Raw genomic sequence first — 19,396 nt, forward strand, 5'->3', positions numbered from 1 at the left:
AGCCACCTGCTATGCAGGTGGATTTTTACTGGTAACGTTGGGGGTCGGTTTATGAACGGGCAGGCATTATTATTGGCGTTGGGCCTGGTGCTCATTATAGAAGGCTTAGGTCCACTACTGTTTCCAAAAAAGTGGCAACTATATTTGGCGGAAATGTCGCGCCAACCCGCAGCCACACTGCAAAGGCTTGGTGGTGGATTAGCACTGGTCGGCGCAGTTATTCTGATTATTTTTTCATAAAACGTACCCCCCGCGTTTCAAATCTGTTAGAATTCTTTTTTAACCGCAACCTTGCAGCAAACAATGGGCAAAAATGTAGTTGTTCTCGGCACACAATGGGGTGACGAGGGAAAAGGTAAGATTGTCGACCTTCTGACAGAACAGGCAAAATACGTCGTTCGTTACCAAGGTGGCCACAATGCTGGTCATACACTGGTTATCGATGGTGAGAAAACCGTCCTTCATTTGATTCCATCAGGTATTCTGCGTGATAACGTAAAATGCGTTATTGCTAATGGTGTTGTATTAGCACCAGATGCCCTGATGAATGAAATCAATATGCTGAAAGAGAAAGGCATTCCAGTTGAGGAACGTCTACTTATCTCTGAAGCGTGTCCGCTTATCCTGCCATATCACTGTGCACTTGATGTCGCTCGTGAAAAAGCGCGTGGTAATAAAGCTATCGGTACTACCGGTCGTGGTATTGGCCCAGCATATGAAGACAAAATCTCTCGTCGCGGTCTGCGTGTAGGTGATCTGTTCAATCCTGAGTTGTTCGCCGACAAGCTGAAAGAAGTGATGGAATATCACAACTTTACGCTGACCGAATACTACAAGTGCGAGCCAGTTGATTATCAGAAGACACTAGAAGATGCATTGGCTATTGCTGATTATCTGAAGAGCATGTGTGTTGATGTTACTGAAATGCTGGATGACGCTCGCCGTGCTGGTGAACCAATTCTGTTTGAAGGCGCTCAGGGCACCATGTTGGATATCGACCATGGTACTTATCCATACGTGACATCATCAAATACAACTGCTGGCGGTGTTGCTACTGGTAGCGGTATCGGTCCGCGTCACATTGACTATGTGATGGGTATTATCAAGGCTTACAGCACTCGTGTTGGTGCTGGTCCATTCCCAACTGAGCTGAACTGCGAAATTGGTGAGCACCTTGGCACTAAAGGCCAAGAGTTTGGTGCCACTACTGGTCGTAAACGTCGCCCAGGTTGGTTGGATGCTGTCGCCATGCGTCGTGCAGTGCAAATCAACAGCCTCAGTGGCTTTTGCTTAACTAAGCTTGATGTATTGGATGGCCTGAAAGAAGTAAAAATCTGTGTGGCTTATGAATTGCCAGACGGTTCTATTACTAAAGCAGCACCTTTGGCAGCCGAAGGTTACGAACAGGTGAAACCTGTTTACGAAACCATGCCAGGTTGGAGTGAGAACACTTTTGGTGCCACTTCAATGGAACAGTTGCCACAGGCGGCATTAGATTACATTAAACGAATTGAAGAATTGTTGGATACGCCAGTAGATATCGTATCCACAGGTCCAGATCGAAATGAGACCATGATTCGCGTCAATCCATTTAGTGAGTAATCAAAAAAGGCCGCATTAGCGGCCTTTTTTATTGATGGCGATGCAGGACAAAATATCGAGTTGCTTCAGATTTGCATTATACTGCCGATGAACTGATATCAACTGAGATAAACAGGTGTTGCAATGTTTGTGCGGATAACTTTATTACTGTTATTAAGTGTGATGACTTTGACGGTGCGAGCCGATATCAAAGCGGTGGACATTTATAGTCAGGAAGAGTTGTTGCAGTTAATCCGACAAGGCACAGAACTCCAGCGCATTAAGCAAGACGACTGTCAGTTAGTCAAAGATATTGAAGCCCATGCCAGCGTGCTTAAAGAGCCGTTATATCAATATCTTTGGGGGCAAATGCTTAACTATGGTGTCTGCGTAAAGGCAGAACCCAAGCGTGGTATGGATTGGCTAAGACAAGCGGCGGAGCAAGGCAGCCCTGAAGCCATGTTCAAACTGGCGCAATATTATGATGAAGGCAAGTTTTTAATTAAAGATTCGGATCGTGCAGTGTCTTACCTTTTTTCTGCCGCATCGGGTGGGAATTTCCCGGCGCAGATGATGTTGGTGAAGTTGTTGGGTGAGGGACACGGGACCCCGCGTGACTACGTTCTGGCCTATCATTGGTTATATAACCAAACCTTTGCTGATGAGAAGACACAACAGCAAAGTGAAAAGTTACTGGCAAAGTTGGCAAAATTGATGCCCGATAGCCAGGTAAAGCGAGCTCAACAACCTCAGTTACATGAATGACACTGAGTGTTAAATAGAAATGGATATTGAATGACTAAAGATCCTCATTTTGAGAGAGAACAAGATAAATACGACAATCCTATCCCTAGCCGGGAATATATTCTGGAATACCTCCGGTCACAGCAATCCCCTCTAAACCGTGAACGCATCGCTCAGGCTCTGGGCATCAGCATTAATGATGAAGAACGATATGAAGCCTTGCGTCGGCGCTTGCGTGCGATGGAACGTGATGGCCAGTTAGTTTTCACGCGTGGCCAATGTTACGGTTTGCCAGAACGCATGGATTTGATTACCGGGACCGTGATTGGTCACCGTGATGGCTATGGTTTTTTTCAGCCTGATGAAGGCGGTGACGACCTGTTTATTCACCATGGCGATATGCAACGCTATTTTCATGGTGATCGTGTATTAGCGCAGCGGGCCGGCGTAGAACGTAAAGGCAAGAATGAAGCCCGTATCGTGCGTTTACTCGAAGAGCGTAAAGCGCCGTTAGTCGGTCGCTTTTATGTCGATAGCGGCATGAGCTTTGTGGTGGCAGATGATAAACGCATCTCTCAAGAAATCTTAGTAGAAGCCGCCGACCGTAATGGTGCACGTGCGGGCGATGTGGTGGTGGTTGAACTCACACGCCGCCCCGGACGCTATGTTAAAGCCGCCGGTAAAATCACCGAAGTACTGGGTAAAGAGATGGCGCCTGGCATGGAGATCGAGATTGCGTTGCGCAATTACGATCTGCCCCATACTTGGTCCAGCCTTATCGAGAAGAAACTGCGCAAGATCCCTGATGAAGTCCAGGAAGAAGATAAAGCGGGGCGGGTTGACCTACGCGACTTACCATTAGTCACTATCGACGGCGAAGACGCGCGTGACTTTGACGATGCGGTATATGCCGAACGCAAACGCGGTGGTGGCTGGCGCTTATGGGTAGCGATTGCTGATGTGAGCCATTATGTGCGCACGCAATCAGCACTGGATACGGAAGCGCGTGCGCGCGGTAACTCGGTGTATTTCCCCTCGCAAGTGATCCCCATGTTGCCGGAAAAGCTCTCTAATGGTTTATGCTCGCTTAATCCCGGCGTGGACCGCTTGTGTATGGTCGCAGAAATGACCATTGCGGCGACGGGTAAGCTCTCTGGTTATAAGTTTTATCCAGCAGTCATGCACTCTCATGCGCGCTTTACCTACACCAAAGTAGCCGCAATGCTGGAAACTGGCGAAGTCCCACAAGAATACCAAGCGCTTTATCCACATTTGCAGGTGCTGCAAGAGCTGTATTTGACCTTAGACGAACAACGCCATCAACGTGGCGCTATTGGGTTTGAAACCGAAGAAACTCAGTTTATTTTTAATGAGCAGCGTAAGATCGACCGCATTGTGCCACGCACGCGTAACCAAGCGCATAAGATCATCGAAGAATGTATGATTTTAGCCAATGTCGCCGCAGCTAAGTTCGTCAAAAAGCATAAGGGCGAAGTGCTGTATCGGGTACATGAAACACCTTCAGAGCAAAAGCTCACCAATTTTAGGGATTTCTTGCGCGAGCGGGGTTTACAGTTGGGGGGGGGGTTAGATCCGCAACCGATAGACTTCCAGTTACTGTTAGAAAAAGTGAGAGAGCGTCCAGACGCAGAATTGATTCAGGTGATGTTACTGCGTTCGATGCGTCAAGCGACCTACACGCCAGATAATGAAGGTCACTTCGGCCTGGCGTTGGAGGAATATGCTCATTTTACGTCACCAATCCGCCGTTATCCTGACTTAGTGCTGCATCGCGTGATACGTTATTTGCTCGCTAAAGAGCAAGGTGATGTTGAGAATAAATGGACCGAAGATGGTGGCTACCATTATCAGCTGGAAGAGCTGGATTTGCTCGGAGAAGAGTGTTCCAATACCGAGCGCCGTGCCGATGAAGCGACCCGCGATGTCTCTGACTGGCTCAAATGTGAGTTTATGCAAGATCACGTGGGGGATGTGTTTGAAGCTGTCGTCGCCTCTGTCACCAGTTTTGGCCTGTTTGTCAGACTCAAGTCGTTGTTTATTGATGGTCTAGTGCATATTTCGACCTTGGGCAGTGACTATTACCAGTACGATCCGGCACGACAACGTTTGATTGGTGAAAACAGTGGTAAAACTTACCAGATTGGTGATCCTGTCACGGTTAAAGTTGCCGCAGTCAATTTAGACGACCGCCAAATTGATCTGCTGATGGTGGACGAAAAAGGTAGCAGTCGTTCTCGTGGTGGCAGTAAAAAACGACCTTTGACAGCACGTGAGCGCGTCAATCTTGAAGGCGCTAAAGTGAGCGCTAAAAAGGGCCGAGTAGCCAATAAAGGGGCTAAGTCTGCGAAGAAGTCAGCAGCGCCAAAAGATAAGGCTGCAAAAGCTAAAGCAGTTAAACGACCAAAGAGAAAGAAATAGTCGATGAAAAAACAGGAATTGGTATTCGGTATTCATGCCGTCTCCTCATTATTAGACCATGCCCCTGAGCGCGTATTGGAAATGTGGCTGCTAAGCGGTCGTGTGGATGATCGCGTGCAGCCTTTATTGGCTAAAGCTGCAGCTGTTGGCATTCGTGCCCAGCAAGCATCACGTAAGACTTTGGATGACAAAACTGAAGGTGGTCAGCATCAGGGCGTTGTAGTGCGTGTGCGCCCGGCTAAAGTGCTGACTGAAAATGATTTAGAAGCCTTGTTGGATAAAACCGACACACCTTTTTTGCTGATTTTGGACGGCGTCACCGATCCGCATAATCTCGGTGCTTGTTTACGTAACGCCGATGCGGCCGGCGTGCATGGGCTGATTGTGCCCAAAGATAACTCTGTGGGGTTAACACCTGTCGTCAGTAAGGTAGCTTGTGGCGCTGCGGAAACTGTGCCTTTGTATCAAGTGACCAACTTAGCGCGTACGATGAAACGCTTACAAGAGCGAGGTGTATGGATCGCCGGTACTGCGGGTGAAGCTACCAGCACACTATACCAAGCCGATCTGAAAGGGCCTTTGGCCATTGCGATGGGCGCAGAAGGTAAAGGGCTACGACGTTTAAGCCGTGAAAGCTGTGACACGTTGATATCCATTCCAATGGCGGGGTCGGTATCAAGCCTCAACGTCTCGGTGGCAACGGGGATATGCCTGTTTGAAGCTGTGCGTCAGCGACTGGGTTAAGTATTCCTGGTAGCTTACAAAAAAGGATGGCGGCTGCCATCCTTTTTTGTCTCTAGCGATGCACTACTTATTGGAAGGTATACAGTAGGTTAAAAGTAGTAATGGTATCTGTTTGCTTACTACCCTCAGGCACCACTTCGGTATATTTCATGTTGACGCCGACTTTAAATGCCCAGTCTTGAAACAGGGTATTTTTGTAGCCCATATCTAAGAGTAAGGTATTGTTGTTTTGGCCAATTTCAGCGGTTAGGTCGGCATTAAACGTGGTGTATTCATGGATTTTTTGCTCGAACTTAGCCGCCGTACGTAAGATCACTTCTTTTTCTGCACTTGGATCTGGATCGTCATCAGTATCTATTGGCATGTTATACCGATAACCGGGACCGACTTCTAAACTTAGCTTTGTCCGTCCAGTCGCAATTGCATCAAAGCCGTAACCGCTTGAGATAGTGTAAATATCGGTATAAGCACCAAATTTGTCAGAGACAAATTCGCCACGACCAAACACATACCCACCTTTTAGCTTGTAGTTTGACTGATATTGCAAGTCATAACGTTCGGCAGTGGTACTTTCTGAATCCGCAGCGTAATACGCTTTAAAGGTGCCTTCCTGAGTGGCTTTGCTGGTGTCATAAACCAGTCGGGTTCGTCCGTTGAAACTAGTGGAATCAGTGTTACCTGTGTTGAGCTGAAAACCTGCTTCTATTTCTGCGCGAAAGTTATTAGGCGGCTCATGATAATCAGGTGGCACTAAGGCAAACGCAGGTATCGAAACGAGCGCTAAGAGTGCCAATACAGGAGTTTTTGTCATTATTCCGAGTTTCTTCATGTTAACTGCAGCATGGTTGCGGCCCATGATACCTGTCATGGGCTGTTAGGCAAAGTTATTGCTTGAGTTTGCTGGCGCCTTTATGTACTATTCCGCGCCTAAATCAGTCACTTTACTTCGTTCCTTGCCTCTACGGGTCTGACTGAGCCAATACGAGGCTAACAAACCGTAAGGAGCAATAAATGCGTCATTACGAAATCGTATTTATGGTTCACCCTGATCAGAGTGAACAGGTACCAGGTATGATCGAACGCTATAGCGGTGTTATCACCGAAGCGGGTGGTCAAATCCATCGTCTGGAAGACTGGGGCCGTCGCCAACTGGCATATCCTATTCAAGACCTGCACAAAGCTCACTATGTTCTGTTGAACGTAGAAGCTACTGCTGAGTCTATCGAAGAGCTGGAAACAGCTTTCCGCTTCAACGACGCTGTTCTGCGTAGTCTGGTTATGCGCACTAAAGCTGCTATCACTGAAGCTTCTCCAATGGCTAAAGCAAAAGACGAACGTGATTCACGTCGTGCTGCTGCTAGCGAGAGAGCTGCAGAAGCTACTGAAGAACAGGCTGAAGAGAGCGCCGAGTAAGTTTCTCTGTGACCACCAATCATCTGGAACTTTCAGGACGTATTCTGCGTAGCAGAAGATTTGATAGTCCGGCAGGTATCCATCACACAGTGTTACAACTTGAGCATAAGTCTCTGAAAACAGAGGCAAATATGCAAAGGCAAGTCTACTGTGTCATACAAGTGATATTGAGTGGTGAGCGTTTTGAACGCTTAACAGACAAGCTGAAGGCAGGCGTGGATATACAAGTTTCAGGATTTATCGCATTGCAGCAAAGCCGCAATGGTCAGAGCCGCTTGGTATTACACGCTGAAAATGTCGAATTGAAAAATTAGGAGACTGTCAACATGGCACGTTATTTCCGTCGTCGTAAATTCTGCCGTTTCACTGCTGAAGGTGTTACGGAGATCGATTACAAAGATATCGCTACTCTGAAAAACTACATCACAGAAAGCGGTAAAATTGTTCCTAGCCGTATTACCGGTACTAGCGCTAAATATCAGCGCCAACTGGCTCGCGCTATCAAGCGCGCTCGTTATCTGTCTCTGCTGCCATACACTGATTTGCATCAGTAATCGGCACTGAATTCATTGAATTAAGAGGAATTGATAATGAACGTTATTCTGCTTGATAAAATTGCGAACCTGGGCAACCTGGGTGATCAAGTTTCAGTTAAAGCTGGCTACGCTCGTAACTACCTGCTGCCTCAAGGCAAAGCAGTTGTTGCTAACGCTGAAAACGTAAAAGTTTTCGAAGCTCGTCGTGCTGAACTGGAAGCTAAAGTTGCTGCTGAGCTGGCTACTGCTAACGAACGTGCTGAAAAAATCGCTGCTCTGGAAGCTGTTGTTATCGCTTCTAAAGCTGGTGACGAAGGCAAACTGTTCGGTTCAGTAGGTACTCGTGACATCGCTGATGCTGTAACTGCTGCAGGTGTTGAACTGGCTAAAGCTGAAGTTCGTCTGCCACTGGGCGCGCTGCGCAACACTGGTGACTTCGAAGTTGAAGTTCAACTGCACTCAGAAGTTAAAGCGGTTGTTAACGTAACAATCGTTGCTGAAGAAGCTTAATTTTCATTAAGTGATTCAGTAAAAAACACCGCCCACGTGGCGGTGTTTTTTTATCATCTTTAACCGCCACTACGCGTTAGTGACCACTTCTGATTTCTTTTTTGTTGGCTTCTGCATTGTGACTACTGTTACGGCGTGTTTATCGCTATCTATTAATACCCACCTTTAAGCCATTTCAGCGCCATTCCTTTGCGTTTGTAGGCCGCACTATCTGCTAATTATTGGCCAGCATTATTTTACGTCTCAATAGGTTATACATTTGTTATCTTTAATGCTTAATTATATTGCAAATGTTGCATTTGTATCTTTTATGATGTAACTATTGGTGCTGTTTGTGGCATTCGTGTGCTTCAAAATAATAAAAACATCGCTATTTACATTTAAAAGGAAGATGGAGAATGAATAAGAAAGGGTTCAGGAGGACGCTGCTTGCGACATCTGTAGCTACTTTGATGTCATTAAGTTTATCGGCTCATGCGGAAGATTTGTTCGGTAAAATCTCTTTAGAAAAAGGTTCATTTGAAGGCCTAGTCGTACAAGCGGTTAACGTCGACACTGGTACTACTCGCTCAATCAGCGTTGATGCTGAAGGTAAGTACCGTATCCCTAAGCTGCCTACTGGTGTTTATGATGTGACAGTGTCTCGTGGTGATACCGTTGTCGCAGAGAAAAAGTTCCGCATCAGATTAGGCGCCAACACCAACGCAAGTTTTGATATTGTTACCGATAACAATATTGAAGTGTTGCAGGTCACTGGCTCACGTGTTGCGATGATCGACGTAACCTCATCAGACTCAGGTTTAACCATTAGTGCTGATGAATTGGATATCCTGCCAGTAGGCCAGAGCTTGGCAGAAGTGGCACGTTTGGCCCCAGGTGTTATTAAAGGCGATGCTGCATTTGGTAGTGATGCTAACTCATTTGGTGGTTCATCTGCTGCAGAAAACGCTTGTTATATTAACGGCTTGGAAGTAAGTAACACGCGTCAAGGTTTGGGCTGCGGCTCGGTTCCTTATCAATTCTATAAAGACTTCCAAATCAAAACTGGTGGTTACTCTGCCAAATACGGCCGAGCAACTGGTGGTACCGTTAATACCACTACCAAAGGTGGTACTAACGAATGGGAATTTGAAGCGACAGCAGAGTGGCTGCCTGACAGTTTAGCGAGCTCAGGTAAAGTTTCTCGTGGTGACAATGGTGCTGGCAGTGTTTTCCGTGATTACACTAAAGATTACAACAATCGTGTAGACGTCACTGTATCGGCCTCAGGTCCTATTATCGAAGATAAGCTGTTTATTTACGCGATTGTTGCGCCAAGAGATCAAGAAGATCACTGGACTACGGGTGGTGGACGCTTCTCCCCAGTGAACACTTATCGCGAGCGTGACACCTCAGCATCAGATGCTATGTTCTGGGGCGCAAAAATCGACTGGGATATCACCGATAACCATCGTTTGAGTTACTTTGGCTATTCTAATCGTACTGACTCTGAAATTTCAGACTTTGACTATGATCCTGATACAGGCGTCATCGGTGACTTACAAAACACTTCTGTATGGAAGCGCGGCGGTGAAGCCCATAGCTTGAGCTACACTGGCTGGATCACTGAGGACTTCAACGTCACAGCCATGGTTGGGCAGATCAAAACTCAGTATGAATCAGCGCCATCACGTACTGATTGTCCTGGTGTGACAGATAGCCGCACCACTGGTGGTGCTGAAATTTCGGGTTGTGCAGGCGCAGTAACCTCTTACGGTGCCAACAACGATGACAACACCCAATATCGTTTGGATTTAGAATATACCCTTGGCGACCATACTATCAGTGCCGGTCTTGATATCCAGGACCGTAAGTCTGAGCGTCTGAGCTATCCTACCGGTGGCCATAACTACACCTATCTGACACTTGCTCCAGGTGGCTATTTTGAAGCCGATAACGGTAACGTGTACAACACTACGGGTGCGCCGTTGGACTATGTGGAAGACCGTATCTTCACGGGTGGTGGTTCATTTAAATCTGAACTGGCTGCTTACTATGTAGAAGATAAGTGGCAAATTACCGAAAATCTTTTGTTAAGCTTAGGCTTACGTATCGATAAGTTTAAATCTACCGGTACTACTGGCCGTACACTGACCGACTTCACTACAGACCCAGCGCCGCGCTTAGGTGCCGTTTGGGATGTCTTAGGTGATGGTTCTTCGAAAGTCTACGGTACTTATGGCACTTATTACCTGCCAGTAGCTAACAACACTATTTTCCGTGCTGCATCGGGTGTTAGTGATGCCACTACTGCTTACCTCTATAGTGGATATGATACTGCTACAGGTGCTCCAACAGGCTTGACTCCGATTGGTGGTTCAGAAGCTGACTCTGTGCAAATTGGTTCTACACCAGTGATTCCAGACAAAGATGTATTCCAGGCACAAGAAGCTGATCCATATGCGAAGGACGAATATATCCTTGGTTATGATCAAATTCTTAACGAAGAGTACAGCTTGGGCGTAAAAGGTACTTATCGTAAGGTCACCAGTGGCTTAGATGACTATTGTGGTCGTTACGCTTACCCATATTGTGTGATGATCAACCCTGGTGAAGACATGAGCTGGTATGCTGATGGCTACTACTGGACAGGTACTGATTGGGGTGACTCAAGCTTTGATGCTGACGGTTATGGCGACCCAGGCTCATTAGAAACCTACAGTGCTGAAACCATTGGTTTGCCTAAGGCTGATAACCGCTATCTCGCAGTTGATACTCAAATCAACTATCGTGGCGATCGCATGCGCTACAGCTTTACCTACACATGGTCTAAGAGCTGGGGTAACTTTGAAGGTGCGGTGAAGTCTGATATCGGTCAAGCGGATGCTGGTATTACTCAGGACTTTGACTTCCCTGCAGTAATGGATGGCGCTTATGGCTATCAACCAAACGATCGTCGCCATGTGTTCAAGTTCTTTGGTAGCTACGATCTTTTGGATGATTTGAGCTTAGGTTGGAACGCAAGTTTATCTAGTGGTCGTCCACTAAGTTTGTTTGGTCAGGGTTATCCAGACTCAAATCCAAACCTGAACGGTGGTTGGGGTGATAAGTTCTACCTGTATGATGCTGATACTGGTGAATACACTCGTCACCCACGTGGTTCTAATGGCCGTACACCATGGACATTTAACTTAGACTTGAATGCTACATATAACTTCACTGTGTCAGATATCGATATGAAGGTTTCTCTGAACGTATTCAATATCTTGAATGTTCAAGAAGCGACTTCATTGAACGAACACTATGAATCAACGCCTGGTGTGAAAAACCCGTATTTCGATGCGGCGTACACCTACCAGACTCCGCGTTATGTGCGTTTAGGCTTCCAAGCTAAATTCTAATTAACCGCTTAGGTTGAAGAGTAGATAAAAAAACCGCTGCAGATGCAGCGGTTTTTTATTCGTTCAAAATAGCTTGTTTTGAGTAATTAGAAACGAGCTGAAATTGAGAACTCTACGTAGCGAGGTGTTTGCCAATCGTACGCTGCACCATAGTATTGGTTGCGAGTACCTTCGGCACGGTAACCTTCATAGTGCTCGTTTTGAGATACGATTTCTTGAACATCAAGTACGTTATAGACTTTAACTGAAGCCACCATATCAACATCGCTGATGTTAAACATGTAGTTTGCAGAAAGGTCTAAACGGAAGTTCCAAGGAGTACGGCCAAGGGTGCCACGACCGAACTGCTGATAGACTTTCTCATCTTGGTCACATTCACCGTTGCCATTGGTGTCAGGGCATTGGTTGGTGTAAAGATAGAAAGTATCACCATAACTACCGTAAACGTGCGGATCGTTACTTGGGTAGCCTTGACCAAACGCGCTCAATGGGCGACCGCTAGACAGAATTGTGTTGAAGCCGATATTCAAGTCATCAGTCAGGTCATAGGTACCGAACAGTTTGAACACATGGCGTCGATCGTTTGCTTGGTAACCTTGAGCACCATCCATCAGTGCTGGGAAGTCAAAGTCCTGAGTAATACCTGGGTCAGCTTGACCGATATCAGACTTCACCGCACCCTCGAAGTTACCTTCACTCTTACTCCAAGTATAAGTAAAGGTCAGGTGCAAATCGTCGTTGTTGTATTGGACTTCAGTTTCAATCGCCTTGTAAGTGTTTTTCGCTTTAGGCAGACCAATCTCAGCAGCTGTGTAGGTATGGCGACTACCTGCGTCAGGAATAGTGTCACCATCGTTATCTAGCTGCCAAGTAGCTGTTTGGCCTGGGTTGATCAGCGTACAAGTTGATTGAGATGCCAAGTCACCACAGTAGTCATCCAACGCTGAAACCACTTCACGATAGATACCTTTGATCGACGCAGTAGTGGTGTCAGACAATTGCTGTTGGTAACCCAAGATATATTCATCTTTAGCGAATGGCTCTGCTTCTTCACTTTGGAAAACTTCTTGAATCGTTGGGTTTGGTACACTGTTAACTACAGTAGAGTTACTGCCATTTACTGGAGTGATGCCAGTTGGTGCACCTGTCTCATCATGACCAGTAAAGGTGTAATAAGTGGTTGTATCACTCAGACCTGACGCAGCACGGTAGTTGGTGTTGTTAGGTACTGGCAGATAGTAACGGCCATAAGTACCAAACAGTTTAGAAGTGCCTTCACCTAAGATATCCCAAGTGAAGCCTAAACGAGGTGCAATATCAGTGTCGAAAGAAGAGAACACGAGGCCAGTTACACCTTTGTTCTCAAACTTGTCTTTACGAGCACCAATTTGCAGCATCAAATTATCAGTAACCTGCCAGTTATCTTCTACATAGTATGCAGTCAGGTCAGATGTAAACGCACCACCACCAGCAAAGATACGGTCAGATACGATGTCCATATCTGCGCCAGTATTGTTCATGTAGATTGGACCGTCATTGCCTTGAATTGAGGCATTTTCCAGCAGTGTGGTGTACGTCCAGTTGTGACCAGTGATTGGTGCCGAAGTATGCATAGTTTCACGCTTCTGCTTGTCGTAACCAGCTTTCAGCAAGTGATCGCCCAACACATATTCGATATCAATACGAGTTTGTTTGTTTTTATCTTCGTTTACACCATAAGAACCACCAGGACCACAGCTTGTGATACGGTCAGAATCTAAAATACCTGTACGAGTGTCAGATACACTTGGGCAATCTAAGTTGCCTGGTACGTTGGTGTAGTTGGTTTTGATTTCACCGTACATTGCGGTGACTGACAGATCTTCGGTAATCGCACCGTTATAGGTAATACTCTTAGCTTCACCACCGCGCTTGCGGATAGTGGTACCCAGATAATCACCCATCTGTTCATCTTCTGGCGTGTAGCGATAGATGTCTTCAGTGGTATCGTTCCTGTTGGAATAGCCAAACAAGCTCAGAGAGTGGTTATCTGTGATGTTCCAGTCAACTTTTGCACCCCAGAACAGGTTATCAGAACCATCAGAACTACGTTTTTCGAATTCGTCAGTTGGGCTATATTGATCGCGTGAACCGCTCTGATAAGAGAAGTTATCTTGAATATCTCTTGGGTTAACCAAGGCATAGACAAACAACTTATCTTTAATCAGCGGACCGCTAGCAGATACTGTGTACTCTTTCAGATCGTACTCATCATTACGAGTGTCACGGAAGATTGTGCCAGTTCCACCATTGCCGCGAGATACTTTGCCATCAGATGCAAGTGAAGAAGGTCTCCAACGTGCAGACGCGCCGAATTCCCATTCGTTAGTACCACTCTTGGTGACGGCGTTCATCACACCACCGGTAGTACGGCCAAATTTTGCTGAGTAACCACCAGTTTTCACTTGGAATTCTTTGTAGAACTCAAACGGAACTGTACCACACCCTAAGCCTTGACTGGTGTTGGTTACTTCTAATCCGTTGATATAACATGAGTTCTCTGCTACTGAAGAACCACCGAAAGAAGCAGTGTTACCGAACTTACTATCACCAGAAACTGTTCCAGGAGCCAACATTGCGATAGAAGCGAAGTCGCGTGAAACAGGCATCATATCGATGCTTTCTTTGTTAATTGTCAGGCCTGAGTCGGCATTGGTAAGGTCAACACTGTTAATGCGTGCGCCAACAACTGACAACACTTCCATGTTGGTAGTTGCTTGAACGTCAAACTTAGCGGTGGCGTTTTTACCAAGTGAAATGGTGACTTTGTCTTGCGCAACGACAGTATCACCCTTTTTGATGGTGACTTCATAGGTGCCAAATGGCAGCTTGGAGAAACGGAAGTTACCGTCTGAACCAATCTCAATATTACGAGTCAGGCCAGTACTTTCATCATATGCGGTTGCAGAATATTCACTTGCAGATGCGCCAGAAACGGTGAGGGAGCCGTTAATCGTTGATGTAGTGTTGTCGGCGTATACTGCGCCAGACATACCTACTCCTAATGTTGCAGCAATAGCAGCTGCAATCATATTTCTTCTTATATTTATCACTTGACAATCTTCCTTTTGTTTAATCTTTTTTTGTTATGTGTATCTATTTGTACACACTGTTAAAGATTAATACACACAGTGTCATCTAATGTAAATAACTTAAAATAAGATGATACGTAAATTAATGTTTCATCTTGTTTGTTAACAACTGTGTTGCTGATGAAGGTGTTGTTCAATATATGTTCGAATATAGGTTTTGATTTTATTTTTTTGACACAAAACAATCTAATGCAAGGTGCGCATTTTATATTTTGCAACATATTGGTTCGAGGTTATATTTGTAATATTTTGATTTTAAAGGCTAAAGAATTTACATTGAAGTGAAGTGTTAATAGTGTTTGTGTTGTTGATTAATTGTTTTTTAATTGTTAAGTGTATTTCTGCTTGCTAGTTTTTTTTGATGTCGGTTTTCAAATATTAATAAAATTTAACTTATGTAAATTCAAAGTTTGTTTCTAGAAAATGGCTTTTTGTTATAAATATGTTTAAATATGTTTACTTTTGAATCTAATGACTCGTATTGTTAATTTTTTTAACATTGAGTGTGGTGCATGTTTTTTACCTAATTCGATATTTTAATTGCTAATTTAGGATTTTTAAAACATGGTGTTGCAATTTTAATGTTTGAAATATGTTATTAAAAAATATAGTGCGTAATTGATAAGCTTTTTGGTCAGCATGATGTGTTGTTCGCTATTTATGCTTTTTTTTCTACAGCCCGTCGTTACAAAAATGTACTTTTCATAACCGATGGTTTTTCTAAGCGTTACCTCATATCGATAGCTCTCGATCTGGAATGGTGATCACTAATCCTTTTGACAAGTCCAAACAGGCGCTACAATAGCCCAGCTAAATTGCCGCATTTTTTGCTAGCTGCATAACACCCAAACAATGTTTTGCTAATTGCTGCCGTAAAGTGATTTTTTACCTATTCATCGGAGACTCAGAAACGCTATGCCACAGTCCGCTGCTTTCAGCTCACGTGACAAACGCCATGACGCACAAACTGAAGCGTTAAAACTGCCGCCACATTCCATCGAAGCTGAACAATCAGTTTTGGGTGGTTTGATGCTGGATGCTGATGCGTGGGACAAGGTTGCCGAGTTAGTCGTGCGTGAAGATTTTTACTCTCGTTCGCATAAACTCATTTTTACGGCAATGCAGAAGCTGACTGAGCAAGGCCAGCCGATCGACTTAATCACCGTCTCGGAACAGTTGGAACTGTCTGATGAATTGGACGACGCTGGTGGGTTTGCTTACCTCGGTGAGATAGCGAAAAACACGCCGAGCGCAGGCAATATTCTTTCCTATGCGGCAATTGTGCGAGAACGTGCGGTCGTGCGCGAGATGATCCGCGTTGCTCATGAAATTGCCGATGCGGGGTACAACCCTGAAGGCCGTGACTCAAGTGCTTTGCTTGATCTGGCTGAAACGAAAGTCTTTAAAATTGCTGAGCAACGCGCTAACGCCAATGAAGGCCCAGAAGGCATTAAAAGCATTTTGGAAAAAACCGTTGATAAGATTGAGCAGTTGTATAACAACCCTCACAACGGCGTTACCGGTGTGTCATCTGGTTTTAGCGATCTCGACAAAATGACCGCTGGCTTCCAATCTGGTGATTTGATTATTGTTGCTGCGCGTCCTTCCATGGGGAAAACCACGTTTGCTATGAACCTTTGTGAAAATGCGTCGCTGAGTGAAGATAAACCCGTGCTGATTTTTAGTTTGGAGATGCCTTCAGAGCAGATCATGATGCGTATGCTGGCCTCTATTGGCCGCGTGGATCAGACCCGCATTCGTACTGGCCAGTTGGATGATGATGATTGGGCGCGAGTGTCATCAACCATGGGCATTATGCTCGAAAAGGGCAAGATGTATATTGATGACAGTTCGGGTCTAACACCGACTGAAGTACGCAGTCGTGCACGTCGAATTGCGCGGGAATATGGTGGTTTGTCGATGATCATGGTCGACTATTTGCAGTTGATGCAGGTGCCAGCGTTAGCCGATAACCGTACCCTTGAAATTGCCGAAATTTCCCGCTCACTCAAAGCGCTGGCTAAAGAACTCGAAATTCCGGTGATTGCGCTGTCACAGCTTAACCGCTCGCTCGAACAACGTGCAGATAAACGCCCTGTAAACTCTGACTTGCGTGAATCCGGTTCTATCGAGCAGGACGCCGACCTGATTATGTTTATCTATCGTGATGAGGTGTATCACGATGACTCTCCCGATAAAGGCACCGCAGAGATCATTATCGGTAAACAACGTAACGGCCCCATCGGCCGAGTGCGTTTAACCTTCCAAGGTAAATATTCGCGGTTTGACAATTTTGCCGGTCCTCAGTTTGAAGAAGACTAGGGAGCGACGCTCTCCGGTGCATTGCCGATGCACCAACTTGTAAGTATGAAGGGATAAATTGAAACCTTTTCCTAGAGCAGAAATTAGTCGTCAGGCATTACAGCATAACCTGGCGCGTCTTCGTGAAGTTGCTCCCCACAGTAAAGTGATGGCTGTAGTAAAAGCCAATGGCTATGGTCATGGTCTACTTAATGTTGCGCAATGCGTCAGTGATGCCGATGGTTTTGGATTGGCCCGTTTAGAAGAAGCATTGCAGTTACGCAGCGGCGATGTTGACGCCAAGCTACTGCTTTTAGAAGGCTTTTTTCGAGCGGAAGATCTGCCGCTATTAGTGACTCATCATATCGATACTGTGGTGCATCATGCATCTCAACTCGATATGTTGGAGCAGGCCGAACTAGAAGCACCGGTGACTGTATGGATGAAAATAGATACTGGAATGCACCGTTTGGGCTTTTCTCCTGCGCAGTTTGCCGAGGTGTATGAGCGACTCAACCGCTGCGCAAACGTCGCCAAACCAGTGAATTTTATGACGCATTTTGCCCGTGCCGATGAGCCAGAACAGCCGCAAACACTGCAACAGCTGGCCATTTTTGAACGTATGGTACGGGAGTTACCCGGAGAACGAACCTTAGCCAATTCGGCGGGGGTGTTGTTCTGGCCGGAAACCCAAAAAGAGTGGATCCGTCCCGGTATCGCGCTTTATGGTGTATCACCTGTGAATGGTGATAATGGTCAGCATCACGGGTTAATTCCGGCGATGAGTCTGGTGTCGCAGTTGATTGCGGTCAGGCAGCATAAAGCTGGCGACCCTGTAGGCTACGGCGGTTATTGGACCGCGCCACGCGATACCACACTCGGTGTTGTCGCGATAGGTTATGGTGATGGCTATCCGCGCAATGCTCCAGAAGGTACCCCGGTGTTTATTAATGGTCGTCAAGTGCCTATCGTCGGACGCGTATCCATGGACATGTTAACCGTGGATCTTGGGCCTGATGCGGCAGATAAGGTAGGTGATAGCGCAATGTTGTGGGGGCCTAAGTTACCTGTCGAAGAAGTTGCTGAGCGCATTGGCACTATCGCATACGAGTTGGTGACAAAACTTACTCCGCGAGTTGCCGTTTGCCTTGAGTAAGCATTAAAGATCCTCAAAACAGATTTCGATATAGGCGGTGCCAAAGGGCGATGCGAACGGCATTAGAATTTTCTTGCCGTTCGCAATATGGGAGATGGTATGTCCCGGACCTGAGACCACGACGGGCGTCGCCATATCGAATTCATAGCCCTTCTCTGACAGCAGTTTTTTAGCGCCGCCGGTGACCATATTGGTCAGCTCGCCAACTAAATCGGCCACTTCTTCATTTATCTTGCCAGGGTTTTCGCCCAGCATCTTCTGCATGATCTCCAGAATCAGACCTTGCTCAAAGGTAATGGATAATGACCCGCGTGTTTGTGGTCCCACCATGCCTATCAATCCAGAAACGTCCCCTTTGGCGTAATTATCTGCTTTGATGCGGGGTTTTCCCGGTGTGAGCTGCAAGCTGGCCATGGTGGTAGTGACATTGAGTAAAGCGGTTAGAAAAGGATTGATGAAATCAACATTCATAGGTTGCAGCACCTTATTACGACAGAGACAAATTTCAGCACAATCGTATTAGCTTAGAACAGCAGTCAGCAACTTGGGAATGTTTTTCAGCGGACCATAGCCACTCTGGGTTGGTATGAAGCGTGAGATGTTGTTCACATTGTTGAGAATCCACGGTATTTGCGATTTTTTTGCCATTTGTTTGCACATTTGCTCAGTAAAGTGATGTGCAATAGCCAAAGGGCAAATTAGGAGGGATTCATGCTGAAGTTGCACCGATTGCCGTTCGCACTGGCGGTTCTCCTTTGGGTGAGCGGATGTGCCACAAATAGTGCGATGAATGCGTCTGGCAGTAAACACTATCCGGCGGCAGGAACGCCAATGGAGCAGGCGGAAAATGCCGACCCGAACGATCCTTATTATGCGGTGATGGCTCCTGAAACAGAGGTGCGTAGACCTCTGCCCACAGGGTCTATTTTTAACGATGATGTGGTGCAAAGTCTGTACATTGAACAGTCACATTTTCGTGTTGGCGACATCATTTCTATCAAATTGTCTGAATCGACACGCGCCCACAAGAGTGGCAACACGCAACTTAAGAAGAGTACCGATTTTTCACTGGACCCCATCGATGTTCCCGGCGGCACTCTGAAAATTGCCAATAAAGAGGTCAATCTGGGACTTAACCAAGAGCAGAATTTTGAGGGCGATGGCAGTGCGAGTCAGAGTAATGATTTTGAAGGGGAAATTACGGTTTCAGTCATGAAGGTGATGAAGAATGACAACCTGTTGGTGCGCGGTGATAAGTGGTTACTGATCAATAACGGTAAGGAGTTTATTCGACTGACAGGGATTATTCGCGCCAAAGATATTGATGCGGATAACTCTGTGTCATCGACCAAAATCGCTAATGCCCGTATCGAGTACTCAGGAGATGGTGCACTTGCCGACAGCCAACGTTTAGGTTGGCTAACAGAAAAACTAACTAATCCAAGCATATGGCCATTTTAA

16 protein-coding genes are annotated in these 19,396 nt (G+C 46.0%); 13 read left to right on the plus strand and 3 right to left on the minus strand.

The features are described from left to right. From HR45_RS00005 to rlmB, 5 genes are all read left to right on the plus strand, one after another. Positions 1–240 (plus strand): DUF2065 domain-containing protein (locus HR45_RS00005; RefSeq protein WP_430742010.1); only part of this gene is annotated, 240 nt, incomplete at its 5' end. 63 nt (positions 241–303) lie between these two features. Beyond that, positions 304–1,602 (plus strand): adenylosuccinate synthase, encoded by a 1,299-nt coding sequence (locus tag HR45_RS00010; RefSeq protein ID WP_037438484.1) that lies wholly within the window; start codon positions 304–306, stop codon positions 1,600–1,602. Positions 1,603–1,725: 123 nt separating this feature from the next. Next, positions 1,726–2,346 (plus strand): tetratricopeptide repeat protein, encoded by a 621-nt coding sequence (locus tag HR45_RS00015; protein ID WP_037438486.1) that lies wholly within the window; start codon positions 1,726–1,728, stop codon positions 2,344–2,346. Between the two features lie 30 nt (positions 2,347–2,376). After that, a complete protein-coding gene (gene rnr / locus HR45_RS00020; protein ID WP_037438488.1) occupies positions 2,377–4,764 on the plus strand; it encodes a ribonuclease R in 2,388 nt (795 codons plus the stop codon). 3 nt (positions 4,765–4,767) lie between these two features. Next, positions 4,768–5,508: a 23S rRNA (guanosine(2251)-2'-O)-methyltransferase RlmB gene (gene rlmB / locus HR45_RS00025; RefSeq protein ID WP_037438491.1), complete on the plus strand. Its 741-nt coding sequence runs from the start codon at positions 4,768–4,770 to the stop codon at positions 5,506–5,508. A 67-nt stretch (positions 5,509–5,575) separates the two neighbouring features. On the opposite strand, the gene HR45_RS00030 is transcribed toward rlmB, so the two are convergent. Continuing rightward, entirely contained in the window at positions 5,576–6,319 is a 744-nt protein-coding gene (locus HR45_RS00030; RefSeq protein ID WP_052074429.1) for a DUF481 domain-containing protein, read from the minus strand. Positions 6,320–6,519: 200 nt separating this feature from the next. Here HR45_RS00030 and rpsF point away from each other — a divergent pair, with 200 nt between their 5' ends. The 5 genes from rpsF (at position 6,520) to HR45_RS00055 (ending at position 11,347) form a co-directional block, all read left to right on the plus strand. Then, complete coding sequence (gene rpsF / locus HR45_RS00035; protein ID WP_037438493.1) at positions 6,520–6,921, plus strand: 30S ribosomal protein S6; 402 nt, start codon at positions 6,520–6,522, stop codon at positions 6,919–6,921. Between the two features lie 8 nt (positions 6,922–6,929). Further along, positions 6,930–7,235, plus strand: coding sequence for a primosomal replication protein N (gene priB / locus HR45_RS00040; protein WP_037438494.1), 306 nt, complete (start codon positions 6,930–6,932; stop codon positions 7,233–7,235). A gap of 12 nt (positions 7,236–7,247) precedes the next feature. After that, positions 7,248–7,475, plus strand: coding sequence for a 30S ribosomal protein S18 (gene rpsR, locus HR45_RS00045; protein WP_025009344.1), 228 nt, complete (start codon positions 7,248–7,250; stop codon positions 7,473–7,475). 36 nt (positions 7,476–7,511) lie between these two features. Beyond that, positions 7,512–7,967, plus strand: a complete 456-nt coding sequence (rplI, locus tag HR45_RS00050; RefSeq protein ID WP_037438497.1) for a 50S ribosomal protein L9 — start codon at positions 7,512–7,514, stop codon at positions 7,965–7,967. Positions 7,968–8,365: 398 nt separating this feature from the next. Continuing rightward, entirely contained in the window at positions 8,366–11,347 is a 2,982-nt protein-coding gene (locus tag HR45_RS00055) for a TonB-dependent receptor (RefSeq protein WP_037438499.1), read from the plus strand. 86 nt (positions 11,348–11,433) lie between these two features. Here HR45_RS00055 and HR45_RS00060 read toward each other — a convergent pair whose 3' ends face one another. Further along, a complete protein-coding gene (locus tag HR45_RS00060; RefSeq protein ID WP_241461026.1) occupies positions 11,434–14,379 on the minus strand; it encodes a TonB-dependent receptor in 2,946 nt (981 codons plus the stop codon). A 1,014-nt stretch (positions 14,380–15,393) separates the two neighbouring features. On the opposite strand from HR45_RS00060, the gene dnaB reads away from it, so the two are divergent. Further along, positions 15,394–16,800, plus strand: a complete 1,407-nt coding sequence (gene dnaB, locus HR45_RS00065) for a replicative DNA helicase (RefSeq protein ID WP_037438503.1) — start codon at positions 15,394–15,396, stop codon at positions 16,798–16,800. 58 nt (positions 16,801–16,858) lie between these two features. Next, on the plus strand, positions 16,859–17,935 hold the full coding sequence (gene alr / locus HR45_RS00070) for an alanine racemase (RefSeq protein WP_037438505.1): 1,077 nt from the start codon (positions 16,859–16,861) through the stop codon (positions 17,933–17,935). Positions 17,936–17,938: 3 nt separating this feature from the next. On the opposite strand, the gene HR45_RS00075 is transcribed toward alr, so the two are convergent. Beyond that, entirely contained in the window at positions 17,939–18,406 is a 468-nt protein-coding gene (locus HR45_RS00075; RefSeq protein ID WP_037438506.1) for a chemotaxis protein CheX, read from the minus strand. A 240-nt stretch (positions 18,407–18,646) separates the two neighbouring features. On the opposite strand from HR45_RS00075, the gene HR45_RS00085 reads away from it, so the two are divergent. Next, positions 18,647–19,396, plus strand: a complete 750-nt coding sequence (locus HR45_RS00085; RefSeq protein WP_037438509.1) for a flagellar basal body L-ring protein FlgH — start codon at positions 18,647–18,649, stop codon at positions 19,394–19,396.

Source organism: Shewanella mangrovi (genome assembly GCF_000753795.1).
Classification (GTDB): Bacteria; Pseudomonadota; Gammaproteobacteria; order Enterobacterales; family Shewanellaceae; genus Shewanella; species Shewanella mangrovi.